This window comes from Pantoea anthophila (assembly GCF_006494375.1).
Classification (GTDB): domain Bacteria; phylum Pseudomonadota; class Gammaproteobacteria; order Enterobacterales; family Enterobacteriaceae; genus Pantoea; species Pantoea anthophila.
Window position 1 is genome coordinate 217,559 of the sequence record NZ_VHIZ01000037.1, and the last position, 25,719, is coordinate 243,277.

Consider the following 25,719-nt stretch of genomic DNA (forward strand, 5'->3'; position numbering starts at 1 on the left):
AGGCAGCGGATTAAAAAATCAGTGCATCGCGGTTTATTCTCACTATCAAGAATAAGAACGAAATTCATCAGTGAAGGTCCGGGGCGCAAATCGTATTCTTCTTAACTTGCAGATAAAACACTATGAAAACACTCTCAGCTGTAACTGAACCCCCAAAAGCCGCACCTGCGGGTGCGGGGAAAAAGAAAGCGATCATGCTGGCTCTGCCGGTGCTGGTGGCCGTGCTGCTGTTGCTGGTGCCGACACCTGCGGGCCTTGAACCCTACGCCTGGCACTTCTTCGCCATCTTCGTCGGCGTCATCGTCGGCCTGATCTTTGAACCTCTGCCCGGCGCCGTGATCGGCCTGACGGGCGTTGTCGTCATCGCGCTGTTCAGTCAGTTCCTGCTTTTCAGCCCGGCAGAGCTGGCTAATCCGAAATTCAAAGTCGCCAGTGAATCCTTTAAGTGGGCGGTCAGCGGTTTCGGTAACTCCACGGTCTGGCTGATCTTCGGTGCCTTTATGTTCGCCGCAGGGTATGACAAAACGCAGTTTGGTCGTCGCCTGGCGCTGATCCTGGTCAAATATCTGGGTCGCCGCAGCCTGACGCTGGGTTATGCCATCACCTTTGCTGACCTGTTGCTGGCACCCTTTACTCCGTCGAACACCGCGCGCAGTGGCGGCACCATCTATCCGATTATCGCCAACCTGCCTCCGCTCTACGGCTCTAAACCGAATGACCCAAGCGCCCGCAAAATCGGTTCCTATCTGATGTGGGTCGCCATTACCGCCGCCTGTATCACCAGCTCGATGTTCCTCTCTGCACTGGCACCCAACCTGCTGGCCCTGGCGCTGGTGAAAAGCATCATCGGTTTTGATATCTCCTGGGGCATGTGGTTCCTGGCCTTCCTGCCGCTGGGTCTGCTGCTGATTCTGACCATGCCGCTGCTGGCTTACTGGTTCTATCCGCCTGAAGTCAAAATCAACGATGAAGTGCCAAAATGGGCAATGGCTGAACTGGAGAAACTGGGCAGACTGACCCGCAATGAGATCCTGCTGCTGGTGTTCGTGGTCTGCGCCCTGCTGATGTGGATCTTCGCGACCTCGTGGATTGAGCCAGCCCTGGCGGCACTGCTGGTCGTGGTCCTGATGTTGTGGACAGGAGTGCTCAGCTGGAACGATATCACCAGCAATAAACCCGCCTGGAACACCTTTGCCTGGTTCGCTACCCTGGTGGCGCTGGCGGACGGTCTGGCTCGCGTCGGTTTCATCACCTGGTTAGGTAAAGAAGGTGGCATGCTGCTGCAGGGCTATGACCCGCAGATTTCAGCCGTCGTCCTGTTAATCGCCTTCTTCCTGCTGCACTACCTGTTTGCCAGTACCACCGCGCACACCACCGCGCTGTTACCGGCCATGCTGACCATTGCCGCCTCGATTCCTGGCATCAATATGCCGGTCTTCTGCCTGATGCTCTGTACCTCTCTGGGTGTGATGGGCATCATCACCCCTTACGGCACCGGCCCAAGTCCGATTTACTACGGCAGCGGTTATCTGCCGACTAAAGACTACTGGCGTCTGGGTACCATCTTCGGCGCTATCTTCCTGGTCTCCATGATGGTGATTGCCTATCCGTGGATGGTGTGGATGTTCTGACGGATACAACATGCAGATCAACGCGTTATAAGATACCATTCCTGCACTTCCCCGCTGCACCCGCGGCGGGGAAGCATAATAAACGATTAATTCGCCTATGATGTTGCGCCCCGCAGCCTGCTCGCGGTGGTTCAGCCGGTCATTAAGTGAGAAAAAATGTCGAACAAACCTTTTGTCTATCAGAACCCTTTTCCGCTGTCCCACGAAGAAACCGAATACTATCTGCTGAGCCGTGAGCATGTCTCAGTCGCCGAATTTGAAGGTCAGGAGATCCTGAAAGTTGACCCGCAGGCGCTGACGCTGCTGGCTCAGCAGGCCTTCCACGACGCCTCTTTTATGTTGCGTCCGGCTCACCAGCAGCAGGTTGCCTCAATCCTTGCTGACCCGGAAGCCAGCGACAACGACAGATATGTTGCCCTGCAGTTTTTACGCAACTCTGAGATTGCCGCCAAAGGCGTGCTGCCAACCTGTCAGGATACCGGCACCGCTATCATCATGGGTAAAAAGGGTCAGCGCGTCTGGACCGGCGGCGGGGATGAGGCCGCGCTGTCGCAGGGTATCTATAACACTTACATCGAAGATAACCTGCGCTACTCCCAGAACGCCGCACTGGATATGTACAAAGAGGTGAACACCGGCACCAACCTGCCTGCGCAGATTGACCTCTACAGCGTGGATGGCGACGAGTACAAATTCCTCTGTATTGCCAAAGGAGGCGGTTCTGCCAACAAGACTTATCTCTATCAGGAGACCAAAGCGCTGCTGAGTCCCGGCAAGCTGAAAAATTACCTGGTGGATAAGATGCGCACCCTGGGCACGGCCGCATGTCCGCCGTACCATATCGCATTTGTTATCGGTGGCACCTCAGCGGAAAGCACGCTGAAGACGGTTAAGCTCGCCTCGACCCACTACTACGATGGTCTGCCGACCGAAGGCAACGAACATGGTCAGGCATTCCGTGATGTGCAGCTGGAGCAGGAACTGCTGGAAGCCGCGCAGAAGCTGGGTCTGGGCGCACAGTTTGGCGGCAAATATTTTGCGCACGACATTCGCGTGATTCGCCTGCCGCGCCACGGTGCCTCCTGCCCGGTCGGCATGGGCGTCTCCTGCTCCGCTGACCGTAACATCAAGGCGAAGATCAACCGCGAAGGCATCTGGATTGAGAAACTGGAAGCCAACCCGGGCCGACTGATCCCGGAAGCGCTGCGTCAGCAGGGTGAAGGTGAAGTCTTACAGGTTGATCTGAACCGTCCGATGGAGCAGATTCTGGCGCAGCTCTCTGCCTACCCGGTCTCTACCCGTCTGTCTCTGACCGGCACCATTATTGTGGCGCGTGATATTGCGCACGCGAAGCTCAAAGAGCGTATCGATAATGGTGAAGGGTTGCCGCAGTACATTAAGGATCACCCGGTCTATTATGCTGGCCCGGCCAAAACGCCTGAAGGTTACGCCTCCGGTTCACTCGGCCCGACCACCGCCGGACGCATGGACTCCTACGTGGATCTGCTGCAGGCACACGGCGGCAGTAAGATCATGCTGGCAAAAGGCAACCGCAGCCAGCAGGTGACGGATGCCTGTCACAAGCATGGCGGCTTCTATCTCGGCAGCATTGGCGGCCCGGCAGCGGTGCTGGCGCAGCAGAGTATTAAGAGTCTGGAGTGCGTGGAGTATCCGGAGCTGGGGATGGAAGCGATCTGGAAGATTGAGGTCGAAAACTTCCCGGCCTTTATCCTGGTCGATGATAAAGGTAACGACTTCTTCCAGCATATTGAGCGCGCGCACTGCGCGAAATGTGTGAAGTAAGAGATGCGGTAAAAGCCCCCGATTTCGGGGGCTTTTTTTTGAAGATCTCAAAGGAAAATCTGGCTGTGGTAGCGAGCCTGCGCAGGGAACGGGGTCAGATCGGAAAGACGCAAAAGCCGTCATCCATGACACGCTCGGCCCGCGCCGTCCTGGCGCGGGACGCTTTCCTCCTCTGACCCCGTTCCCCGCGCCCTGAGTAAATTTACTGCTGTCAGATTCACCCTGCTTTGTCTTCAGCGTCGGTCTGCAATAAAGGCTATCGAATCCTTTTTAGCCACGCTGCAACCGCTGCAACGCCTCATCGATCGGGCTGTCGCCCTGAGTCAGTTCAATGATCTGATATTTAATGGATGGCTGTTCGATCAGCCCGACCAGGGTTGCCGCCACATCTGCCCGCGGCACCACGCCATAGGGGATCGCCAGGTCGGCATGAATCCGTCCGCTGCCCGCTTCGTCAGTCAGCGTGCCAGGGCGCAGGATCACCCACTCCAGGCGGCTCGCCACCAGCTCAGCATCAGCCTGTCGTTTGACCCGCATGTAGTTCTCAAAACCCTCTGAAGGGGTTTTGCCGCGACCTGCATCGGGAAAAGCCGAAACCAGCATAAAGCGTGGAACATCTGCCTGCTCTGCTGCTGCCACGGCCAGTGTCAGCCCCTCACCATCAATGGCATTGGTCAGCGCGATCCCGGCACCACCGGCCCCCGCCGTAAACACCACGACATCATGCTCAGCCATCAGCTGTGCCAGTTCCGCCGCGCTCAGTTGCTGAAGGTCGCCTGACACAGCCGTTGCGCCTGCCGCCTGCAACGTCTCAGCCTGCTCCGGTTTACGGTGCAGTGCCGTTACCCTGTGCCCCTTGCTGCTCAGCTGACGGGTCAGCTGCTGACCCACCTTGCCCGCAGCCCCGATAATGAAACATCTCGCCATGGGTTCTGAACCTCCACTGAATGATCAAATATGCCGGAAACGAAACAGGCGCCGGATAGGGCGCCTGCAGGTTTTTTACTCAGGAATCACTTTTTCCGCTTTCAGCTTATCGAACAGCTGGGTAAAGGAGTCCAGCGTGCTGCGATAGCCGGTAAAGCCCGCTTTGCGGCTCTTACTCATGTCGGTAAAGGCTTCCATCGGACGTCCCAGATCGGCATCGGTATGCCACCAGGAGGCGAGTTTATTGATATCCGCCTCACGCAGCTGATGCTTCTCTGCAATCGCCTGCCATGCGCTGGCGGCCTCATCCATCCGCCCTTCCAGCGGCATCATCTGCGCCGGATAGTCCGCCGCCTCGATACCAAAGTATTCTGCCAGTTTCGGCCACATCCAGTTCCAGCGGAAGACATCGCCGTTTACGGCGTTAAAGTCCTGATTAGCGGCATTAGGCGAGGTAGCAGCCCAGAGCAGCTGCTCAGCCAGCAGACCCGCATCGGTCATATCCGCCACACCGTTCCACTGCTCAGGCGAACCCGGGAAGATAAACGGCCAGCCCTTCTCTTTACACAGGGTGGCGTAAACGGCCAGCGTCTGCCCCATGTTCATCGCATTGCCTACCGCATAGCCGATGATGGTGTGCGGACGATGCACGCTCCAGCGATAGTCATACTTCTCAGCGCCAGCGAACAGTTCATCTTCCTGCGCGTAGTAGAAGTTATCAACCGGCTGACGGCCCTGCTCTTCGCGGAATGGCGTAACCGGCACCGCACCTTTACCGTAGGCTTCAAACGGGCCCAGATAGTGCTTCAGTCCGGTGACCAGCGCCACGTGAGAACCCTGCAGGCGATCGCCCAGTGCTTCAATCACGTTGCGCACCATGCCGCCGTTGACGCGGATATTCTCTTTTTCATTCTCCTGACGCGCCCAGACGCTGAAAAACAGCGCATCCGGTTTGACCGATTTCAGCGCGTCACGCACCGCATCGGCGTCGGTCAGATCGGCGGTCAGGCTGGTCGCACCCGCTGGCACGGCACCACGGCCGCGTGACAGGCCGCTGACCTGCCAGCCTTCCTGCTGTAATTTGTCTGCCAGTGCGCGACCGATTACGCCGCTGATGCCCACAATCAAAGCGTGCTTTTTCATTTGATTTCTCCTCAATTTGCGTAATGCTAAGCCTAATAGAGAATTCAGTTCTTATCTCTGTCATTTATTCACATCATTCTCAACCTGAGTTCACGAATCGATGCACGATCATCGCCTGAAAGACATCCTGCCGTTTGTTGCCAGCGTCGAATGCGGCAGTTTCACCGCGGCGGCCGAACGTTTGCATGTCACCGGCTCGGCGGTCAGTAAAAGCCTCAGCCGGCTGGAAACACGCTTAGGCTCGCGCCTGCTGGAACGCACGACGCGCAGTCTGCAGCTGACCGACGCGGGCAGCGCCTATTACCAGACCTGCCTGCGGGTGCTGGAGGATCTGGCCGAAGCAGAAGCGGTGCTGGCGGCGCAGCGCACCATTCCTTCCGGCCGCCTGCGGCTGGCTGTGCCCACCACCTATGGCCGCCTTAACGTCATGCCGCTGCTGATGCCCTTTTGTCAGCAGCACCCCGAACTGGCGCTGAGTCTGAGTCTGTCCGATCGCTTTGTTGACCTGTTTGAAGAGGGGGTGGATGTGGCGGTACGGATTGGCGGGGCGCCTGACCTGCCTGCCTCTCTGGGCTGGCGCAATATGGGTCGCGAGAAGATGCAGTTCTGTGCGTCACCCGCTTATCTGGCACGTGAGGGACGCCCTGAAGATGAGGCGGCGCTGCTGAATCACCCCGCCATCCTTTATGAGCGGGTGGATGGCAGCACCAAACCCTGGCTGTTTACTACCCAGGATGGGCAGGCGCACTGGCGGGAGGTGCCCTGGCGGCTGGCTGTCGGGGACGTTGATGCGCAGTTGCAGGCGGTTATCGCCGGGCTGGGTGTGGCACAGATGCCATCCTGGCTGATCCAGCGCGCCGTGGACGCGGGTGAACTCGACATTATTCTGCCGGAACTGCAGCCTGACGGGCTGACGCTGAGCGTGGTATGGCCACGGCGCAAACAGTTTCTGCCCAAAGTGGATGCGCTGCTGTCGGCGCTGAATGAACTGACCATCCGCTAATCTCTCTTCGTGCGGCTGGTGCGCCACGCTGCCAGCGTCGCGTGTCATAGCGAGGCCGGAACCCTGCGTCCGGCCTGCCGGGAGGATTACGGCGCCGTGATCACGATGGCCACACGGCGGTTCTGCGCCCGCCCCTGAGGAGTGCTGTTGCTGGCCACCGGGGCGCTCATGCCTAACCCGCGTGTGATGATATTCTCAGGGGGGATCGCCGCGCCCTGCGCCCACTGCGCCGCGACCGCGTTTGCCCTTTTCAGTGACAGCTGCTGGTTGTAATCCGGTTTGCCATAGTTGTCGGTGTGCCCGTCAATGCGCACATGCGCAATACCGGTCGAGGCCAGGTTTCTCGCCATCGTCTGAATGGTCGTTTTGCTGGCAGGGGTCAGTTCGGATTCGTTGATACCAAACAGGATTTTATCGGAGAGGCCCAATCCCCAGCCCTCCATGTTCTGCGTAAAGCCGGCGCTTTTCATCGCAGCGATCTGCGCCTCACTGAAGCGCGAAGTCGACTGACAGCCCGCCAGCGCCATCACAAGTAATACCAGGGAAAATTTCATTCTCATCTTTTCGCCTTACCTGCTCGTTTATTCCTGTACATGTTCATATCGGCACGTTCGAGAATGGCCGCGACCGTGTCACCCTGCTGTGACCAGGCATAGCCAACGGTCACCGAGGTCGTTATCTGCGTATCCCCGGCAAGCGTGATCGCCTGCGTGATAACCTCATGAATGCACTGCACCAGACGCTGAAGCTCCTCCTCACTGACGCGACTGCTCACCAGCATGGCAAACTCATCTCCCCCTAAGCGGGCAACCAGATCCTGATCGGCCGCCAGAGACAGGAGGCGTGAGCCTATCGCTTTTAAAACGTCATCGCCTGCGGCATGACCCCAGCTGTCGTTGATGCTCTTGAAACGGTCGCCATCCAGAAACAGCAGAGCAAAGCGCCCCTTCTCCTGCTGTCGATCCAGAAGCCGGGCGAGATGCGCCGTAAAGGCGCTGCGATTGGCCAGTCCGGTCAGCGGATCTTCCAGCGCTTTGGCCGCCAGCGAGCGATTGTCACGGATCAGCGAAGCCTTCAGCGACTGCATCTCCTTCAGCAGCGAATTGAGATCATCGGAGAACAGCTGAAACTCACTCGTCGGGCTGCCGGGTATGCGCAGGGAAAAATCACCCGAATGAATCACATAGTGAATGGAACTGGTAATGTTGCGCAGCGTCGCGACGATCCCCCGATGCAGGAAGGCGCTCAGCATCAGCGAGACAATCAGCACACACAGCATTCCGCTGGTCAGGATCAGGAAGGAGTAGCGAATAAATCGCATCGCGCCGGTCACGGTCCCTTCCAGCGTCAGTGTGCCGACCGTGACGTCAGCGTGATTGATGGCGACATTAAGCGGTTTGCTATACATCCACTCGCGTAACCAGCGTGAATACCAGCCCGTCGGTTCCTGCTGCGCATGCCAGCGGACCAGTTCAATATTATCCCGGGTGACGAGCTTTGCAGAGGCATAAAGGCCCTGCTCACCGAGCTGTTCAATTTTATTACGCGCATCGTAACTGTCGGCAAAAACGGTCGCGGCGGTCAGCGTCGTGCTGAGCGTGGAGCCGATCAGTTCAAGATTACATTTCTCATAATTTTTAATGAAGAGCAGCGAAGTCGAGGAGAGCAGCAGCCAGCACAACAGTAATATTACCGCCGCATTGATTGTGCTTATTTTCTGCAGCTTATTACGTATTGATGATTTGTCGTTTCTTACTTTATCGAATTTCATATTATTCGACTCTCTGGCGGGAGAGCAAAAGCACATCCGGACTCACCCTGACGCCACTTCTGGCAAGCGAGTCAAGGTTAACGGAAAAAAGCGTTCGGTCCGGTTGAAATATCAGGCAAAAAGCGGCCCCCACGGTGCACTCCGGGCTACTCTCTGCAAGGGTAAGCACCGCTCTGCCCTGTAGCTGCTGAATAGTTTTTGCCTGCTGCTGCGAGGTTTCCGCGCCAAAATAGAGTGCATCGCACCGGCGCGTCGCAAGCTGGCTGACAGTCGTTATATAGACAACGGTAAAGGTTGCAGCAGGCGAAGTGATATTTTCCGGCAGGGAGAGATGCCGTGCCGATGAAAAGACACATAACTGGGGCGGACTGTTCAGGCCGGGCCAGTGGCTGAAGCTGATAATTCCGCTGACGATACGATTGGCTTTGCCATCCCGTATTTCGCCATAAGCCAGATGAGGAATGAGCAGCAGCAGAATAATGAGTGTCAGGACGCTTCTGCAGACAGGGCGCAGGGAATGCAGCAAACAGGCATTCAGATAAAAAGGATATTTTACGGTCATACTGCGTTCCCGGAAATAGATCGCTCGGCAGGACGCCTGAATAAGCGCCGGAATATTAACACAGCGTTAATAAGAATTGTACCGGATGAATAATTAAACAGGGTGGCGGAAAACTATATTGTCTTTCTGTCACCGGGACTGTGACGCGATGCTGACCGGGAGACGGACATCGCGCCAGACGTCAGACATAGCCCATCATTTTCAGCAGCGACTGCACCTGGTTCATCGCTTCACTGCGGTGAGAAACGCCCAGCTTCTGATAGAGATTGCGGATATGGGTCTTGATGGTGGTGGAGGCCACAGCCAGCTCCCCGGCAATCTGATCGTTGCTGTAGCCCGAATAGATAAGCCCCAGCACCTGCCATTCACGCTGTGTCAGCGGGCTGGTGCGGATCAGCTCCGGCACGTCAGGATGGTTGAGCAACCGGCTGACAAACCCCTCATCGAAATGGGCAAACTTGTGACGGTGATATTTATTGATCTCCAGCAGGATGCGGCGGGCGCGATGGCTGTCCAGCTCATTCAGGGTATTCAGCTGAATCAACTGCCGCAGCTGTTGTGCCATCATCTCGCCTTCAATCACAAAGTGACTGATAAAACCGGTACTGCGCGCCAGCTTCAGCGCCTCGATCAGCACACGCTGCGCCTCCGCTTTGCGTCCAGTCTGCCAGTAGATCTGATTCAGCAGCAGCAGGTTGCGGTTCAGATCGCTCATCAGGCGCAGGGCGCGGGCATTCTCGTTCAGCTCTTCCAGCACTACTTCCGCCTGGCTGACATCGCCCAGCAGGATCTGCGCACGGGCAATGTTGCGCCACTGCCCCTGCAGAAAATGGTTGTTGGCAAAGGCAGGTTTTGGCGTCTGGCGCATCCAGTCGCGTGCGTTCTGACTGTCGCCGGTCATCTGCCAGTAGATCACCCGGACCTTATCGGCATTGGCAATCCAGTCGCTGTGCCAGTTGCCGTTGTTCAGCAGGTTTTCCAGCCGGTTAAGATAGCTGCGGGCATTATCCAGATTGCCCCGCGCCAGCGAGCACTGCACCAGCAGGCCCAGACACTGGATCTGCTGCTGCGGCTGAAAACCGTTCAGTACGCTGATGCCGTCGCGGGCGGCCTGTTCCGCCTCTTCCAGCCGCCCCCAGGCCCACAGCAACTGAGCCCGAATGCGCAGCAAAAACTCATGCAGCGGGAACTGCGCCAGATGCTGCTCTTCCACCAGCACAAAGGCGCGACTCTGGATTTCGTAGGCTGCCTGCAAAAAGCCCTGCGCAAACAGAATTTCGCTCTGCTGAATCAGGCTCCAGAGGGCGTAGTGCCACACCTCATCGCGGCGCGCCAGCTGCTCGGTCTGACGCATCAGCTTGAGGGAATCCTCCAGCTCGCCTTTGCAATGCATCACTTCGCCATGCACCGACATCGCCACAATACGGCTGTAGTGACGATTGCCGGGCAGCGTGTCGAGCGCCACTTTTGCCAGTCGCTCCGCTTCGTCAATGTTGCCGTCGTTAATCGCTACCTGAGCGCGTAATGAATTAAATTCGCCGCGCAGCGCCGCGTCAATCTCGCAGCGGCTGGCATGTTCAAAGCGTGCCAGCAGGCTGTCCACCTCGGAAAAGCGATGCTGAGTCTGCATCAGCCAGGCCTGCAGCAGCACCAGCATCGGGTTGTCCAGCATCATTTCCCACGGCAGCGCCCTGAGGGAGTTCTCCAGCAGCGGCAGCTCACTCTGATTGAACAGTGTCCAGGCGTGCTCCAGCAGCACGTCGCGCAGCATGCTGGCGTCGCCGGACGCCAGCGCATGATGAATCGCCTCGCCAGGGAAACCCTGCGCCATCCAGCTCTCAGCCGCCGCCCGGTGCAGCGCGGGCAGCTCCGCCGCCAGCTCCCACTGACAGCGCTGCCGCAGGAAATTACCGAACAGCGGGTGGTAACTGAACCAGCAGCCGGAATCATCCATGCGCTGCAGGAACAGCCCCTGACGCTCGATCTCTTCAAGCCGCATCTGGCCGTTCTCTTCGCAGGTAACCCGCGCAATGAGTTCATCATTCATGGAGCGCAGCAGCGCGGTTTTCAGCAGGAAATGGCGGGTGGGGAGATCGACATGATCCAGGACCTCCTCCACCAGATAGTCAGAGAGGTGGCTGGCATTGATGCCGGAGAGACGGCGGGCCGAATGCTGAGCCGAACTGGCTCCCTGCCGCGCCGACAGCACAATCAGCTGCAGCGCGGTCGCCCAGCCCGCCACATCGTCACATAACCGGCTGCTCTCTTCGCTCTCCAGCGGGGCCGCCAGACGACAGTCGAAGAATTGCCGCGCCTCCTGATGGGTAAACGCCAGCTGCTGACTGCCCAGTTCAATCAGTTGCTCGCGCACCCGTAAATTGGCAATACCCAACTGGGGCAGATTGCGCGACATCAGGATCAGCGTCAGATTTTCAGGCTGGTGACGCAGGAAAAAACGCATCGCATCGTGGATCACCGGATTGGTGATGAGGTGGTAATCATCGACGATCAGCCACAGCGGCTGCTGCCACTCCACCAGCTCGATAAAGAGCTGTGAAAACAGGGCGTTAAGATTGACATACTGCCGTTTCTGCGCCAGCTGTTCGCTGCGCGGACAGCCACCGTGGGTGGCCTGCTGCAGGGCCGCAATCAGGTAATCGGCAAAACGCTCCGGCTGGTTGTCGCCCTCATCCAGAGAGACCCAGCCCAGATCGCTTTTCCCCGCCGCCCACTGTGACACCAGCGTGGTTTTGCCGTAGCCCGCCGGACTGGTGACCAGCACCAGACGATAGTTTCCGGCTGCGGTGAGCTTTTGCAGCAGGCGCTCACGGATGACGGTGCCATCAAGACGCACCGGGCGGCTGAGTTTAGCGGGTATTAACATGGGCGCGCGTATCTCCGTTTGTCGAGCGCAGCATTATTTTACGCTTCGTAATTATTCCTTACACAGGTTCAGCATTTCGTCAGATGAATGCAAGCAAACCCATTAATTAAACTTTACAAAAGTGTGCGCTATCACACTCCTGAACCGATTTCGGATTAGCCTCATCCTCTCCACCCTCCCTATCCTCCTGCGCTAATTCTGTTCAGGAGGAGGAGCGCCAGCTTTCGCGCGGGCACACTGTCGCCATATTGACCCCTTTTTCTGTTTTTCCAGGAGATCAACCATGACGACACAGCCCGAATTTAACCCGATTCAGTTCAATGCCGCCCTGACCCGTCAGTGGCAGCGTTTTGGCCTGCGCGAAGCGCAGGAGATGACCCCATCACAGTGGTGGCAGGCGCTCAGCGGTGCGCTGGCGGATATGCTGGCCGCACAGCCAGGCGCCCCTGCACCCGCCACACAGCGCCACGTTAACTATCTGTCGATGGAGTTTCTGATTGGCCGTCTGACCGGGAACAACCTGCTGAATCTGGGCTGGTATGACGCGGTCAATGACGCGCTCTCTGCGTGGCATATTTCGCTGACTGACGTGCTGGAAAATGAGACCGATCCGGCGCTGGGTAACGGCGGACTGGGTCGGCTGGCCGCCTGTTTTCTCGACTCTATGGCCAGTGTGGGCCAGCCTGCAACCGGCTATGGACTCAACTATCAATATGGCCTGTTCCGCCAGCGCTTCGAACAGGGGGCGCAGCACGAAACGCCGGATGAGTGGCAGCGCGATCGTTACCCCTGGTTCAATCATAATGCGGCGCTTAACGTTCGGGTCGGACTCGGCGGCAAAGTGGTCACCACAGAGGGGCAGCCTCAGTGGCAACCGGCGTTTGAACTGGTGGGTGAGGCCTGGGATTTACCGGTCGTTGGCTACCGGAATGGCATCACCCAGCCGCTGCGTTTGTGGCAGGCGAAACACGCTGAGCCGTTTAACCTCAATCGCTTCAACGACGGCGACTTTCTGCGCGCAGAGCAGCAGGGCATCGACGCTGAAAAACTGACGAAGGTGCTCTATCCCAATGACAATCATCAGAACGGTAAAAAACTGCGTCTGATGCAGCAATATTTTCAGTGCGCCTGTGCGCTGGCGGACATTCTGCGCCGCCATCATCAGGCCGGACGGTCGATTGAAACCCTGCCCGATCATGAAGTTATTCAGCTGAATGATACCCACCCTACGCTGGCGATCCCGGAGCTGATGCGTCTGCTGCTGGATGAGCACCAGCTGAGCTGGGATCAGGCCTGGCAGATTACCCGCCACACCTTTGCCTACACCAACCACACGCTGATGCCGGAAGCGCTGGAGTGCTGGGATGTCCGGCTGGTGCGCAGCCTGCTGCCGCGCCATATGATGATCATTAACACGCTCAACGCCCGGCTGAAAGCCGTGGTCTCAGCACGCTGGCCGGAGGATGAGGCGAAATGGGCGAAGCTGGCGCTGGTTCACAATAATCAGCTGCGGATGGCGAACCTCTGCGTCACCAGTGGTTTTGCGGTAAACGGGGTGGCCGCGCTGCATTCGAAACTGGTGGTGCAGGATCTCTTCCCGGAGTATCACCAGCTCTGGCCGGAGAAATTTCACAACGTGACCAACGGTATTACCCCGCGTCGCTGGATCAATCAGTGCAACCCGGCGCTGAGTGCCCTGATCACCCGAACCCTCAACACGCCCTGGCTGAACGATCTCGATGCGCTGCAGGGGCTGGAAGCCTTTGCGGATGACGCCGCGTTCCGCGCCGAATACCACGCCATCAAGCAGCAGAACAAGCAGGCGCTGGTCGGCTGGGTCAAAAACCGCACCGGCATTGCGATCGACCCCACGGCGCTGTTCGACGTGCAGATTAAGCGCCTGCATGAGTACAAACGCCAGCATCTGAGCCTGCTGCATATCATCGCCCTGTGGCAGACGCTGGTGATCGATCCGCAGGCGAATCGTGTGCCGCGCGTGGTGCTGTTTGGCGCCAAAGCCGCGCCGGGTTACGCCCTGGCGAAGAACATCATCTATGCCATCAATAAAGTGGCTGAGGTGATCAATCACGATCCCCGCATCGGCAACCGTCTGAAGGTGGTCTTTATCCCCGACTACAACGTCTCCGTCGCGGAACGGCTGATCCCGGCCGCCGATCTCTCCGAGCAGATCTCGACCGCCGGCAAAGAGGCTTCCGGCACCGGTAACATGAAACTGGCGCTGAACGGTGCCCTGACCATCGGCACCCTTGACGGCGCAAACGTTGAGATCGCTGAACAGGTTGGCAGTGACAACATCTTTATCTTTGGGCATACCGTTGAACAGGTCGTGGCCTTAAAAGCTGGCGGATATGATCCCGCTCAGTGGCGTAAAAAAGATCCGCAGCTTAACCAGGTACTGCAGGCGCTGGAGGATGGCACCTTCAGCCAGGGCGATCGTCACGCCTTTGACGCGATGCTGCACAGTCTTGGCCCGGAGGGTGGTGACCCCTATCTGGTGCTGGCCGACTTCCAGCCCTATCTGGAGGCCCAGGCGCAGGTGGAAGCGCTCTGGAGCGATCAGGACGCCTGGACCCGTGCCACTATCCTGAATACCGCGCGCTGCGGGATGTTCAGCGCCGACCGCGCTATCCGCGATTACCAGCAGCGCATCTGGCAAGCGAAACGCTGAGGAACGCCATGAAAACGAATCCGGTTAAGGATGATTTTTCCGTGGCGGGTATCGCTGCGGAATATATTAACGCCCACGGCAGACCGCAGGCGATCCCGGCCCTGACCCGCCAGCGTCTGCTGGCGGTGATGCAGCCACCGCGTCAGCAGAGCACGCCGCTGCCGCCGGTGGTGATCTTTCGCAGCGGCGATCTGCTGAGCCTGTCCCCTCAGCTGACGCAGGATGCGCAGTGGCAACTCACCCGTGAGGCGGGAGAAGTCACTTCGGGTCGCTGTCATCCCGCTCAGCCGCTGCATCTGCCGCCGCTGGCGGAGGGCTACCATCAGCTGACGCTGCAGCAGGGTGCCCGGCAGTGGTTGTGCCGGATCATCATTGCTCCGCCCCGCTGCTATGAGCCGCCAGCGTTGCAGGCGGGGGAATCGCTGTGGGGAGCCTGTGTGCAGCTCTATACATTACGTTCGGCGGAGAACTGGGGTATTGGCGACTTTGGCGATCTGCGCCGGATACTGCCCGCTGTCGCGGCACGCGGCGGCGCGTTTATCGGGCTGAATCCCATTCACGCGCTGTTTCCCTCCAGCCCGGAGAGTGCCAGTCCCTACAGCCCCTCCTCCCGGCGCTGGCTCAATGTCCTCTATATCGATGTGAATGCGGTCAGTGACTTCCGGCAGAGCAGCGCCGCTCAGGCCTGGTGGCAGCAGCCGGAGACACAGCAGGCGCTGACGCAGGCGCGCGCCGCGGAGTGGGTCGACTATGCGGCGGTCACCCGCCTGAAAATCACGGCGCTGAGCCTGGCATGGCCGCAGTTCAGCCAGCGTGAGGCCAGCGATCCTGAGGTGCAGGCATTCCACGCCTTTATCAAAGAGGGTGGCGTCAGTCTGCAGCATCAGGCGCTGTTTGATGCCCTGCACGCCGATCAGATTGCGCAGGATAGCCAGCGCTGGGGCTGGCCGGTATGGCCGGAGGCGTTGCAGGACCCTGCCAGCCCGGCGGTGAAGACCTTTCTGCAGCAGCATGCCGATCAGGTGCGTTTCTGGCTCTGGCTGCAGTGGCTGGCCGCGCAGCAGTTTGCGGAGTGCTGGCACGGCTGCCAGCAGCAGGCAATGCCCATCGGCCTCTACCGCGATCTGGCGGTCGGGGTGGCCAAAGGAGGAGCCGAGACGTGGAGCGATCGCGACCTCTACTGCATGGAGGCCAGTATCGGTGCCCCGCCCGATATCCTCGGCCCGCGCGGTCAGGACTGGGGACTGCCGCCGATGGACCCGCAGGTGATGCAGCAGCGCGCCTGGGAGCCGTGGATTGCCCTGCTGCGCGCGAATATGCGCCACTGTGGCGCACTGCGCATCGATCATGTGATGGCGCTGATGCGACTCTGGTGGATACCGGCCGGGGAACCGGCGATGCACGGAGCCTATGTTCACTATCCCATCGACGATCTGCTGGCGATTCTGGCGCTGGAGAGCCAGCGGCATCGCTGCATGGTGATTGGGGAAGATCTCGGCACGGTGCCGGAGGCGATTGTCGATAAGCTGCGGGATGGCGGTGTTTACTCCTATAAAGTGCTCTGGTTTGAACAGACCTCCCCGTCGGGATTCCGTCCACCCGCCGCCTGGCCGCGGCAGGCGATGGCCGTCGCGACCACCCACGATCTCCCGACGCTGCGCGGCTGGTGGCAAAGCGACGATCTGACCACGGGTGCCCGGCTGGGCCTCTACCCGGACAAGGTGGTGCTGGCCGGGCTGTATCAGGATCGGCTGCGGGCAAAGCAGGCGCTGCTCAACAGCCTGCATCAGGTGGGCGCCCTGCCGAAACGGGCTGGACGGTCTGCCGGACGTACCGGGATGAGCAAGGCGCTGAACCGGGCGATGCAGCGCTATCTGGCGGACAGTCACAGCGCCCTGCTGGGTCTGCAACCGGAGGACTGGCTGGATATGGCTACGCCGGTCAATATCCCCGGCACCAGCGATGAATACCCGAACTGGCGACGCAAGCTGAGCGTCACGCTGGAGGCGCTGTTCAGTGATGCGGAAATCCGTGCACTGTTGCGGGATCTGACGGCGCGACGGAAGCGGTCAGCATGAATCAGGGGAGATGAAATCAGCGCGGATCAGGGATGGCCGCGCTGTATTGCATGAATAACGCTTTAACCTTAATGGCAGACAACGGCTCTTTCTCCTGACATTTCTATTAGTGAGTCCGCTCACAGGTCATATCTCCCCTCATTCAACATTATTTCAATTCAAAAAAAGGTGCGCCGGAGCGCACCAGATGGGACAACATCCCTGGTGTCGGGGCAGTTTCACCCCTTGCCTTTAACACCACGGATAAAGGTTTGCCGGGCGGAGATGGAACCCAGCCGTTCAGCTTCATTCAGCAGCTTCAGCGCTTTGTCGATATTGCCGCTGTTAATCGCCTGGGTGATCTGCTGATTAAAGTAGCGCTCAGTGTCACTCATGATCGGTTCTGCCGCTGTTTTCGTCGCTGGCAAAGGCGCGGCCGTGGCGGCAGGGGTTGAACGATAAGCGGGCGCAGGCGCGGTGTTACCGACGGTGACCGGGCCGGGACCGGACGATCCAAACAGCGGCCCGACCAGAATGGAGGAGCCGGAACTGGTCTGCATTTTCAGTTTGAGGGTGCCCTCCCGGCTGTGGCTGGCGATAGGGTCGGGGATGTCCGGCACAGCATGGCCGGTGCCCTGCGCGTAGGCTTTAGCCGGATCGAGCAGGGTGGTGGTCTGGGTCAGATCGCTGTCGGTGGTGAACACCAGCAGGTAAATTTTTTGCTGGCCCAGCGCCGGGGTCAGTTTCATCACCCCTTCCAGCCGGTCTGCCGCCATCACGCCCGGCTTCTGGTAGGTAAAGTAGCGGCTCGGGAACCAGGCGGCGGGCCGCAGAGTTTCATCCAGTACCAGCACGTTAGGCGCAAAAACCTGCCCGTTGGCCACTTCACTGCTCAGCGTCAGCGTCAGTTCGCCGATATTCGCTGGCAGGCTGTAGGCCGCCACCGGTCCGGCAATGTGCGGCGCGTTGAGCGTCTGCCCGCTGCTGGCGAGTTTTGTCGTCTGGGTCTGTGAGGCGGCCAGCGGCTGCCAGCTCAGGTGTTGCAGGGTTTCAGCAGGGACAACCGGGGCGGAGGTGAGATCCTGCGGCACCAGGTTGACGTCCGCCAGGGCGGGCAGGCTCTGTCCGGCCAGTAATGTTGCACTCAGGCAGAGTGCGGTCAGCGTCTTTTTCATTTTCATTATGCGTACCTTATTACAGGTCGCGGCATGCACCAGGCAATGGCACACCGCGACCAGAGAGATTCATCAGGCGTGCAGGCACGCCCGTCAGAAACGGTGCGGGTTTACCACCAGATTTCCATCTGCGCGCCGAAGGTAAATTCGTCGTTATTACCGCGGCTGTTGGTCAGGATGCCGTTGCCGGTTGAGTCAGCCGAGGCGAAGGTGGTGAGATCGCCGGCGCTGTCTTTGTTGTAGCCCCACTTCTCATCCCATTTGGCATAGGTAGCGAACAGACGCAGCGCCGGACGTGACCAGATGCTGTCACCCGCCTGCCACTGCTGTGCCAGCGTCACTTTGTACTGGCCGTTGCGCTCGCTGGCCTGCTGTGACTTCACATTGTCATAGCCCAGTTCCAGCAACGTACTCATGATCGGCGTCCATTTGTACATCGGACGTACGCCGACGGTGTACCACTCGGTGCCACGGTCGTTATCCAGATCGATGTTCTGATACATGGCGACATACATCAGATCCCAGCGCTCTGCCAGCGAGATGGCCCCGTGGTCGAGGATGCGGTACATGTCACCGTTGTTATTGAGACTGGTGCCCTGCGGCACCCCTTTGCCCTGCGAGGTCATCGCGTCGGTGGCGTACTGCAGTACAAATTTGTTGTAGCCCTTGAACATGCTCTGGGTATGTTCGGCGGTGAACATCCAGCCATCTTTTGAGGCGCCATCTTCCAGACGGTAGTCGTCACGGGCATTGGCACGACCGTAATCGACCCCCAGCTCCAGCACGCCATCCGGGTTGGTTTCCAGACCCGCCAGGCGCACATCAAACACGTCATTCGCGGTGCTGGTGGCGAAGTCACGGATACGATCGCTGGAGAAGGTGTAAGAACCGCCCGCTTCCGAGGAGCGGGTTGCCGCGAAGGAGAGCTTACCGAAGCCGAGATCGACATCTTCCAGACCGGCACCCGGTCCGGAGATATCCCAGTAGTAGAAGTCGATCATATGAACGTCATGACGCTGATAGAAACGCTTACCGGCCCAGAGGGTCGATCCTGGCAGCGCATCGATCAGGTTTTTTCCTTTCACATTGGCTTCACGGAATGCCGGTGAGGTGGCTTCCCAGTCGTTCTGCTGCGCTACGGAGTAAGCCACGTTGGTGTCGAAATAGAAGCTTTTGTCGCCCTCTTTCCACACTTCCTGGCCTAACTTCAGTTCGGCGTAGGTTTCACATTCGTTACCCAGACGGTATTTACTTTGAGCACCGGTGGCCTGAAAACATTGCTGTTCACCACCGCTGCCTGTCCAGCCGATGCCGGATCGGGCATAGCCGGTGAAATCGACCGCCATCGTCGGGGCGGAGAGCGTGCCCACCGCGACGGCAACGGCAACGGCAAGGGGAAGTTTGCGCAGAGTTAACATTTTCTATCTCCTGAGGTCATGGCTTTTATTGTTTTGGCAGGGCTACACACCCGGCTCCTGGTACAGCCTGCGGCATGCGCTCCCGTCCTCGCGGAACAGGTGACAACGCTCGGGCGGCAGGCCAATCGCCAGGATCGCGCCCTCTTTTACCAGCACGACGTCCTCCTGGCGGTAGACCAGGTTCTGACGGATTGCGGGAATCTCGATGTGGATCTGTGTTTCATGCCCCAGCTGTTCCACCACCTGCACTTCCCCTTCAAGGGTGACGTCGGCGATATCGCTGGAGAGCAGATGTTCCGGGCGAATGCCCAGTGACATATTGCTGCCGACCAGTACGCCGGCGCTGTCAACCGGCAGCCAGACCAGCTGCTGATTCGGCAGACGGACCTGAACCTGATCGAGGGCGGTGGCGGTCACTTTGACCGGCAGGAAATTCATTTTGGGTGAGCCGATAAATCCGGCGACAAAGCGGTTGGCGGGATAGTGATAGAGCTCCAGCGGCTTGCCGACCTGCGCGATGCGCCCGGCATCGAGCACCACAATTTTGTCAGCCAGCGTCATCGCTTCAATCTGATCGTGGGTCACGTAAATCATGGTGCGCTTCAGGCGCTTATGCAGACGAGAGATCTCAATGCGCATCTGAACGCGCAGGGCTGCGTCAAGGTTGGACAGCGGTTCATCCAGCAGGAAGACGCGCGGTTCCGCCACCAGCGTGCGGCCGATGGCGACGCGCTGACGCTGCCCCCCTGAGAGGGCTTTTGGCCGGCGATCGAGCAGGTGCGCCAGCTGCAGAATTTCGGCCACCTGATTGACCCGCTGATGGATTTCGGCCTTTTTTACCCCGGCCAGTTTCAGGCCAAAAGACATGTTTTCCGCTACGGACAGGTGCGGATAGAGCGCATAAGACTGAAACACCATGCCGATGCCGCGCTCGGCAGGCGGCACCTCATTCATGCGCCGGTCGCCAATGAGCAGCTCGCCGCTGGTGATGGTTTCCAGTCCGGCAATCATGCGCAGCAGCGTCGATTTGCCACAGCCCGACGGGCCGACGAAAACAACAAATTCCCCTTCACGAATGGTGAGATCGATCTCTTTCGACACCACCGTTTCGCCCCAGGCTTTTGTGACATTGCGTAGCACAACGCTCGCCATGATCCCTTCCCTCTTAGCTGCACATTCGTGTCTGCTCAGCGGCAGACGGGTTCCGGGGCTCACTATGCGAGAGGAAACCGGCGGTCACATCCTCCACCGCAGCGCAATCCACTGGGGGAGGAGACGGGAGGAGGAGAAACCGTGGCAGACGAGGCAGCCAGCGCGCCGCCGCGGTTTTTTGTGATCGTTCACGCAGACCTGCACGATTTTTTGCCGCGCCATCTCCCGCTCCGGACGCTTTTTGCCAGCGCGATCACAGTGATGGGCGGCGGGGCGTAGAGCAGAGGAGGATGAGATGCCGGTGTGGATACGCACAATGATGCCGACAGAGTCTTCACCACTTCCGCTAACAGGATGAATTTATGACGATGAAAACCGGAGCAAGAATTCTGGCCCTCTCGGCCCTCTCTGCCGTGCTCTTTTCGGCCAGCGCGATGGCAAAGATTGAGGAAGGTAAACTGGTCATCTGGATCAACGGTGACAAGGGCTATAACGGTCTTGCTGAAGTGGGTAAGAAATTCGAGCAGGAGACCGGCATCAAAGTCACCGTTGAACATCCTGACAAAATGGAAGAGAAGTATCCGCAGGTAGCGGCGACGGGCGATGGTCCCGACATTATCTTCTGGGCGCACGATCGGTTTGGCGGCTATGCGCAGTCGGGCCTGCTGGCGGAAATCAGCCCGGACGCCAGCTTCCAGCAGAAGATTTTCCCCTTCACCTGGGATGCGGTTCGCTTTGACGGCAAGCTGATTGGCTACCCGATCTCGGTGGAGTCACTCTCGCTGATCTACAACAAAAAGCTGCTGCCCAATCCGCCAAAAACCTGGGAAGAGATGGCCGGTCTCGATAAGCAACTGCGCGCTAAGGGCAAAAGCGCCATTATGTTCAACCTGCAGGAACCCTACTTCACCTGGCCACTGCTGGCCGCTGGCGGAGCCTACGCCTTTAAGCTGACCGACGGGCGCTATGACGTGAAAGATGTCGGCGTGGATAACGCGGGCGCGAAAGCCGGGATGCAGTTCCTGGTCGATCAGGTCAAAGCTAAAACCCTGAATGCGGATACCGATTATTCGATTGCCGAGGCGGCCTTTAACAAAGGGGAAACCGCGATGACGATCAACGGCCCCTGGGCATGGAGCAACATCGACAAGAGCGGGATCGATTATGGCGTGACCACGCTGCCAACGCTGAACGGTAAACCCTCTAAGGCGTTTGTTGGTGTGCTGAGTGCCGGGATCAACGCCGCCAGTCCGAATAAAGAGCTTGCGAAAGAGTTTCTGGAGAACTACCTGCTGACCGATGCCGGCCTGGATGCGGTCAATAAAGATAAGCCGCTGGGCGCGGTGGCGCTGAAATCGTTCCAGCAGACGCTGGAGAAAGATTCCCGTATCGCCGCCACCATGACCAACGCCCGTCAGGGTGACATCATGCCGAATATCCCGCAGATGGCTGCATTCTGGTACGCGATGCGCACCGCCACGCTGAATGCCCTGGGCGGTCGTCAGAGTGTTGACGCCGCACTGAAAGATGCCCAGGCGCGTCTGAAGAAATAATTTTTCCCTGCCGCCGGGGCAACCCGGCCTGAGTGACCGTTAAGGAAAACCGCATCATGTCAGGAAAACCGAAAACGCACAGTCTGCTGTTAAAGGGCGTTCTCATCGGAATGGGCTGTCTGCTGGTCGGCTATCTGCTGGTGCTGATGTACGCGCAGGGCGAATATCTGTTTGCGCTGCTGACGCTGATCCTCAGTGCGACCGGGCTGTGGATTTACGCCAACCGTCGCGCCTATGCGTGGCGTTATGTCTATCCCGGCGTGGCCGGGATGGCGCTGTTTGTCCTGTTCCCCCTCGCCTGCACCGTGGCCATTGCGTTCACCAACTACAGCAGCACCAATCAGCTGACCTTTGAGCGCGCGCAACAGGTACTGCTGAGCCGCACCTTCCAGTCGGGGGACGCCGTCAGTTTCGCACTCTTCCCGGCTGGCGACCGCTGGCAGCTGGTGCTGAACGATGGCAAAGCAGACTTTGTCTCGCCGCCGTTTCAGTTTGGCGCTGAACAGACGCTGAAAATGGCCCCCGCGACGCCACCAGCGGGTGAGCGGGCGACCCTGAGGGTCATCACCACCCATCGCCAGGCGCTGAGCCAGATCCATGCTGAGCTGCCGGATGGCCGTCAGCTGCGGATGAGTTCGCTGCGCCAGTTCTCCGGAACTCAGCCGCTCTACCGGGTGGGCGCGCCGGATGAGCTAATCAATCAGCAGAGTGGCGTGCACTACCGCGCCAATCCGCAGACCGGTTTTTATCAGGCCGTCAACGCCGCGAACAAATGGGACAACGAAACGCTGAGCCCCGGCTTCACCGTGAATACCGGCTGGAAAAACTTCCTGCGGGTCTTTACCGACGAAGGGATTCAGAAACCGTTCCTGGCGATTTTTGGCTGGACGCTCTTCTTCTCGCTGATCACCGTGGTGCTCACCGTCGCCGTCGGCATGGTGCTCGCCTGTCTGGTGCAGTGGGAGGCGCTGCGCGGCAAAGCCGTTTACCGGGTGATGCTGATCCTGCCCTATGCCGTGCCCGCGTTTATCTCGATTCTGATTTTCAAGGGGCTGTTTAACCAGAGCTTCGGTGAGATCAACGTGATGCTCAGCGCGCTGTTTGGTGTGAAACCCGCCTGGTTCAGCGATCCGACGCTGGCGCGCACCATGCTGATCATTGTGAATACCTGGCTGGGCTACCCCTACATGATGATCCTCTGCATGGGGCTGCTGAAGGCGATTCCGGACGATCTCTATGAAGCCTCGGCGATGGATGGCGCTGGCCCATTGCAGAACTTTTTCCTGATTACCCTGCCGCTGCTGCTGAAACCGCTGATGCCGCTGATGATTGCCAGCTTTGCCTTCAACTTTAATAACTTTGTGCTGGTGCAGTTACTGACCAACGGCGGGCCCGATCGTCTCGGTACCACCACGCCAGCCGGGTATACGGATCTGCTGGTGAACTACACCTGGCGTATCGCCTTTGAAGGCGGCGGCGGGCAGGACTTTGGTCTGGCGGCGGCGATTGCCACCCTGATCTTCCTGCTGGTGGGTGCGCTGGCGGTGATCAACCTGAAAGCCTCGCGGATGAAATTCGACTAAGCGTCTGGCCCGACAGGCGCAGACCCGGACCGTGAGGATGGTAAGCACGGTCCGGGTTCAGACTGACAAATCAAATTGCCTGATGGACCAGGTTTAAGGAGCTGTTATGGCTATGGTACAACCCAAATCGCAACGGCTGCGTCTGCTGACCACGCATCTGCTGCTGCTGTTATTTATCGCGGCGATTCTCTTTCCGCTGCTGATGGTGGTGGCGATTTCGCTGCGCGCCGGTAATTTCGCCACCGGCAGCCTCATCCCGGAGCAGATCTCATGGGAGCACTGGCGTCTGGCGCTGGGTTTCAGCGTGGAACATGCGGATGGACGGGTCACACCGCCGCCCTTCCCGGTGCTGCTCTGGTTATGGAACTCGGTTAAGATCGCGGCCATCAGTGCGCTGGGCATCGTGGCGCTCTCCACCACCTGCGCCTATGCGTTTGCCCGCATGCGCTTTACCGGCCGTGCCAGCCTGCTGAAGGGGATGCTGATTTTCCAGATGTTCCCGGCGGTGCTGTCGCTGGTGGCGCTCTATGCGCTGTTTGATCGTCTCGGCCAGTATCTCCCGTTCATCGGGCTGAATACCCATGGCGGCGTGATCTTCGCCTATCTTGGCGGCATTGCGCTGCATGTCTGGACGATAAAAGGCTATTTCGAAACCATCGACGGCTCGCTGGAAGAGGCGGCGGCGCTGGATGGTGCCACCCCGTGGCAGGCGTTCCGGCTGGTGCTGCTGCCGCTGTCGGTGCCGATTCTGGCGGTGGTGTTTATTCTTGCCTTTATCGCGGCGGTGACAGAGGTGCCGGTCGCCTCGCTGCTGCTGCGCGATGTTAACAGCTACACCCTTGCGGTCGGGATGCAGCAGTATCTCAATCCGCAGAACTATCTGTGGGGCGACTTTGCCGCCGCCGCAGTGCTCTCTGCGATTCCGATTACCCTGGTCTTCCTGCTGGCCCAGCGCTGGCTGGTCAGCGGCTTAACCGCGGGCGGGGTGAAAGGCTAAACGATCATCATTGTACGTTGCCACTGCTTACACAACCTCTGTTGTGGTTGAAGGATTCGGCGGCCTGCGGGCCGCCTTTTTTTACGCTTCCTCTGCCGGTGTACGACTGCCTGCCACCAGCGCCACGACAAGCGCGGTGATCGCCTGCTCGCCTGCCTGTTTATCGATATCGCCCCGTGCCACCGCGCCTGCGATAGCATCCGCGCCCCCCAGCAAGCCCCACATGCCTGCTTCGGCCATTCCGCTGCTGCCCGTAAACGGAGCAAACCAGCGCTGACAGCGGGCAATAAAGTCGAGCTGATAGTGACGTTTTACCGCAGCGAGTTCAGGCGTGGTGCTGAGCGCGGACAGCAGTTCAGGAATTTCACGTCCTTCCGTCATCACACAATCCACGTAACAGGCCGCGAGCACGGCCGCTTTTTGCTGCATCTGCATCGGCGCAGCCTCCATGGCCGCTTCCATCCGATCGGTCTGGCGGCGGTCGAAATCGTCATACAATGCCGCCAGCAGACCATGACGGGTCGTGAAGTGATCGTAAACGACGGGCTTACTGACGCCCGCTGCCTCACCCACCCGGGCCAGCGTCAGCGCCTCGCTGCCCTCGGCCTGCATGATCTGCCAGGCGACTTCTGACAGCTGTCGGCGACGCGCCTCGCGTGACAGACGTTTAGGGGAAGGCTTTTTCGCGGTCATGCGCTTTCCTCTCGGGCAAAAATCCGTTGCCCCCATTGCTGCGCCCGCTGATAGTGTGACTCAGGAAATCCCTCGTCGCTGGTCAGTAGCAACTCGCTGGTAACCACCGGCGCGCCACAATAATCAAAGATGCCATGATCGATCAGATTCCGCATGCTGCCGAAATAGCCGCGGCGCATGAAAGTTCGCGTATCGGCTGCACCCAGCGCGATCAGATGCACGGGAAGATGTCCGAGGCGCTTCACTATCCGGTCATCCTGCTCGTCGAAGGCCCAGCCTGCAATAAAGACCCGATCGATCCAGCCCTTGAGCTGCGCCGGAAATGACCACCAGTAAATCGGGTAGACCAGCACCAGCGCATCAGCACGATCCAGCCGCTGCTGCTCGGCCAGCACATCCGGCGGAGTTGCAGCCTCACCATTGAAACGTTGGTGATCGCTGAGCGTAAAACGCGGGTCGAACCCCTCAGCGGCGAGATCGGCCTGTTCAACCGTATGGTGGCCTGACGCCAGAACCCCCTGCGCAAGCTGGTCCGCAATGCGATGGGTGTGAGCATCATGATTGGGATGGGCAGTTACTATGAGTGCATGCATCGTCGTCACCTTACCTGATTAGCTATTAAGTTACTAAAGGTAGGTTACGGTTAGTAGGTTAGCAAGCGGTAACGTATGCAGAGAT

The 25,719-nt window shown here is 58.9% G+C and carries 19 protein-coding genes; 8 read left to right on the top strand and 11 right to left on the bottom strand.

Going from position 1 to position 25,719, the window contains the following annotated elements:
• Positions 1–122: 122 nt before the first annotated feature.
• Positions 123–1,631 (top strand): DASS family sodium-coupled anion symporter, encoded by a 1,509-nt coding sequence (locus FJW00_RS08185; RefSeq protein ID WP_033736769.1) that lies wholly within the window; start codon positions 123–125, stop codon positions 1,629–1,631.
• A gap of 156 nt (positions 1,632–1,787) precedes the next feature.
• Positions 1,788–3,434, top strand: a complete 1,647-nt coding sequence (gene fumA / locus FJW00_RS08190; RefSeq protein ID WP_009093034.1) for a class I fumarate hydratase FumA — start codon at positions 1,788–1,790, stop codon at positions 3,432–3,434.
• A gap of 270 nt (positions 3,435–3,704) precedes the next feature.
• Here fumA and FJW00_RS08195 read toward each other — a convergent pair whose 3' ends face one another.
• Together FJW00_RS08195 and FJW00_RS08200 are read right to left on the bottom strand one after the other, a co-directional pair.
• Positions 3,705–4,361, bottom strand: a complete 657-nt coding sequence (locus tag FJW00_RS08195) for an SDR family oxidoreductase (protein WP_140923488.1) — start codon at positions 4,359–4,361, stop codon at positions 3,705–3,707.
• A 75-nt stretch (positions 4,362–4,436) separates the two neighbouring features.
• Entirely contained in the window at positions 4,437–5,504 is a 1,068-nt protein-coding gene (locus tag FJW00_RS08200; protein ID WP_046102918.1) for an SDR family oxidoreductase, read from the bottom strand.
• 100 nt (positions 5,505–5,604) lie between these two features.
• On the opposite strand from FJW00_RS08200, the gene FJW00_RS08205 reads away from it, so the two are divergent.
• Positions 5,605–6,507: a LysR family transcriptional regulator gene (locus FJW00_RS08205; protein WP_009093037.1), complete on the top strand. Its 903-nt coding sequence runs from the start codon at positions 5,605–5,607 to the stop codon at positions 6,505–6,507.
• Positions 6,508–6,593: 86 nt separating this feature from the next.
• Here the strand turns inward: FJW00_RS08205 and yfiB are convergent, their stop codons facing one another.
• The 4 genes from yfiB to malT form a co-directional block, all read right to left on the bottom strand.
• Positions 6,594–7,067: an outer membrane lipoprotein YfiB gene (gene yfiB, locus FJW00_RS08210; protein ID WP_140923490.1), complete on the bottom strand. Its 474-nt coding sequence runs from the start codon at positions 7,065–7,067 to the stop codon at positions 6,594–6,596.
• Positions 7,064–8,278: a diguanylate cyclase DgcN/YfiN gene (gene dgcN / locus FJW00_RS08215; RefSeq protein ID WP_058957810.1), complete on the bottom strand. Its 1,215-nt coding sequence runs from the start codon at positions 8,276–8,278 to the stop codon at positions 7,064–7,066. The genes yfiB and dgcN overlap by 4 nt, the downstream gene beginning before the upstream one ends.
• Position 8,279: 1 nt before the next feature.
• Entirely contained in the window at positions 8,280–8,840 is a 561-nt protein-coding gene (yfiR, locus tag FJW00_RS08220; protein WP_140923492.1) for a regulatory sequestration protein YfiR, read from the bottom strand.
• A 181-nt stretch (positions 8,841–9,021) separates the two neighbouring features.
• Positions 9,022–11,724, bottom strand: coding sequence for an HTH-type transcriptional regulator MalT (gene malT / locus FJW00_RS08225; RefSeq protein ID WP_140923494.1), 2,703 nt, complete (start codon positions 11,722–11,724; stop codon positions 9,022–9,024).
• A gap of 283 nt (positions 11,725–12,007) precedes the next feature.
• Here malT and malP point away from each other — a divergent pair, with 283 nt between their 5' ends.
• Together malP and malQ are read left to right on the top strand one after the other, a co-directional pair.
• The gene (gene malP / locus FJW00_RS08230; protein WP_140923496.1) at positions 12,008–14,413 is read left to right on the top strand and encodes a maltodextrin phosphorylase; all 2,406 of its coding nucleotides are present in this window, start codon (positions 12,008–12,010) and stop codon (positions 14,411–14,413) included.
• Between the two features lie 8 nt (positions 14,414–14,421).
• A complete protein-coding gene (malQ, locus tag FJW00_RS08235) occupies positions 14,422–16,491 on the top strand; it encodes a 4-alpha-glucanotransferase (protein WP_140923498.1) in 2,070 nt (689 codons plus the stop codon).
• A 218-nt stretch (positions 16,492–16,709) separates the two neighbouring features.
• Here the strand turns inward: malQ and malM are convergent, their stop codons facing one another.
• The 3 genes from malM to malK all read right to left on the bottom strand — a co-directional run bounded on the left by malM (position 16,710) and on the right by malK (position 20,215).
• Positions 16,710–17,651: a maltose operon protein MalM gene (malM, locus tag FJW00_RS08240; protein ID WP_140923500.1), complete on the bottom strand. Its 942-nt coding sequence runs from the start codon at positions 17,649–17,651 to the stop codon at positions 16,710–16,712.
• A 104-nt stretch (positions 17,652–17,755) separates the two neighbouring features.
• Entirely contained in the window at positions 17,756–19,063 is a 1,308-nt protein-coding gene (locus FJW00_RS08245; RefSeq protein WP_140923502.1) for a maltoporin, read from the bottom strand.
• A 42-nt stretch (positions 19,064–19,105) separates the two neighbouring features.
• Complete coding sequence (gene malK / locus FJW00_RS08250) at positions 19,106–20,215, bottom strand: maltose/maltodextrin ABC transporter ATP-binding protein MalK (protein WP_009093048.1); 1,110 nt, start codon at positions 20,213–20,215, stop codon at positions 19,106–19,108.
• 362 nt (positions 20,216–20,577) lie between these two features.
• Between malK and malE the strand changes: the two genes are divergently transcribed.
• The 3 genes from malE to malG all read left to right on the top strand — a co-directional run bounded on the left by malE (position 20,578) and on the right by malG (position 24,348).
• The gene (gene malE, locus FJW00_RS08255; RefSeq protein WP_009093050.1) at positions 20,578–21,768 is read left to right on the top strand and encodes a maltose/maltodextrin ABC transporter substrate-binding protein MalE; all 1,191 of its coding nucleotides are present in this window, start codon (positions 20,578–20,580) and stop codon (positions 21,766–21,768) included.
• Between the two features lie 56 nt (positions 21,769–21,824).
• Positions 21,825–23,351, top strand: a complete 1,527-nt coding sequence (gene malF, locus FJW00_RS08260; RefSeq protein ID WP_140923504.1) for a maltose ABC transporter permease MalF — start codon at positions 21,825–21,827, stop codon at positions 23,349–23,351.
• 106 nt (positions 23,352–23,457) lie between these two features.
• Positions 23,458–24,348 carry a maltose ABC transporter permease MalG gene (gene malG / locus FJW00_RS08265; protein ID WP_009093054.1) on the top strand — a complete coding sequence of 297 codons (891 nt, stop codon included), beginning with the start codon at positions 23,458–23,460 and terminating at the stop codon, positions 24,346–24,348.
• An 81-nt stretch (positions 24,349–24,429) separates the two neighbouring features.
• Here the strand turns inward: malG and FJW00_RS08270 are convergent, their stop codons facing one another.
• A complete protein-coding gene (locus FJW00_RS08270) occupies positions 24,430–25,041 on the bottom strand; it encodes a TetR/AcrR family transcriptional regulator (protein ID WP_140923507.1) in 612 nt (203 codons plus the stop codon).
• Positions 25,038–25,634: an NAD(P)H-dependent oxidoreductase gene (locus FJW00_RS08275; protein ID WP_058957798.1), complete on the bottom strand. Its 597-nt coding sequence runs from the start codon at positions 25,632–25,634 to the stop codon at positions 25,038–25,040. The genes FJW00_RS08270 and FJW00_RS08275 overlap by 4 nt, the downstream gene beginning before the upstream one ends.
• Positions 25,635–25,719 lie beyond the last annotated feature (85 nt).

Excerpts from the sequence above, each read along its gene's own strand:
- FJW00_RS08205 (WP_009093037.1), top strand. The coding sequence starts at position 5,605 with ATGCACGATCATCGCCTGAAAGACATCCTGCCGTTTGTTGCCAGCGTC.
- malF (WP_140923504.1), top strand. The coding sequence starts at position 21,825 with ATGTCAGGAAAACCGAAAACGCACAGTCTGCTGTTAAAGGGCGTTCTC.
- FJW00_RS08275 (WP_058957798.1), bottom strand. The coding sequence starts at position 25,634 with ATGCATGCACTCATAGTAACTGCCCATCCCAATCATGATGCTCACACC.
- malK (WP_009093048.1), bottom strand. The coding sequence starts at position 20,215 with ATGGCGAGCGTTGTGCTACGCAATGTCACAAAAGCCTGGGGCGAAACG.
- yfiB (WP_140923490.1), bottom strand. The coding sequence starts at position 7,067 with ATGAGAATGAAATTTTCCCTGGTATTACTTGTGATGGCGCTGGCGGGC.
- malE (WP_009093050.1), top strand. The coding sequence starts at position 20,578 with ATGACGATGAAAACCGGAGCAAGAATTCTGGCCCTCTCGGCCCTCTCT.
- FJW00_RS08200 (WP_046102918.1), bottom strand. The coding sequence starts at position 5,504 with ATGAAAAAGCACGCTTTGATTGTGGGCATCAGCGGCGTAATCGGTCGC.
- malG (WP_009093054.1), top strand. The coding sequence starts at position 23,458 with ATGGCTATGGTACAACCCAAATCGCAACGGCTGCGTCTGCTGACCACG.
- FJW00_RS08270 (WP_140923507.1), bottom strand. The coding sequence starts at position 25,041 with ATGACCGCGAAAAAGCCTTCCCCTAAACGTCTGTCACGCGAGGCGCGT.
- yfiR (WP_140923492.1), bottom strand. The coding sequence starts at position 8,840 with ATGACCGTAAAATATCCTTTTTATCTGAATGCCTGTTTGCTGCATTCC.
- FJW00_RS08195 (WP_140923488.1), bottom strand. The coding sequence starts at position 4,361 with ATGGCGAGATGTTTCATTATCGGGGCTGCGGGCAAGGTGGGTCAGCAG.
- malT (WP_140923494.1), bottom strand. The coding sequence starts at position 11,724 with ATGTTAATACCCGCTAAACTCAGCCGCCCGGTGCGTCTTGATGGCACC.
- FJW00_RS08185 (WP_033736769.1), top strand. The coding sequence starts at position 123 with ATGAAAACACTCTCAGCTGTAACTGAACCCCCAAAAGCCGCACCTGCG.
- malM (WP_140923500.1), bottom strand. The coding sequence starts at position 17,651 with ATGAAAATGAAAAAGACGCTGACCGCACTCTGCCTGAGTGCAACATTA.
- FJW00_RS08245 (WP_140923502.1), bottom strand. The coding sequence starts at position 19,063 with ATGTTAACTCTGCGCAAACTTCCCCTTGCCGTTGCCGTTGCCGTCGCG.
- dgcN (WP_058957810.1), bottom strand. The coding sequence starts at position 8,278 with ATGAAATTCGATAAAGTAAGAAACGACAAATCATCAATACGTAATAAG.
- malP (WP_140923496.1), top strand. The coding sequence starts at position 12,008 with ATGACGACACAGCCCGAATTTAACCCGATTCAGTTCAATGCCGCCCTG.
- fumA (WP_009093034.1), top strand. The coding sequence starts at position 1,788 with ATGTCGAACAAACCTTTTGTCTATCAGAACCCTTTTCCGCTGTCCCAC.
- malQ (WP_140923498.1), top strand. The coding sequence starts at position 14,422 with ATGAAAACGAATCCGGTTAAGGATGATTTTTCCGTGGCGGGTATCGCT.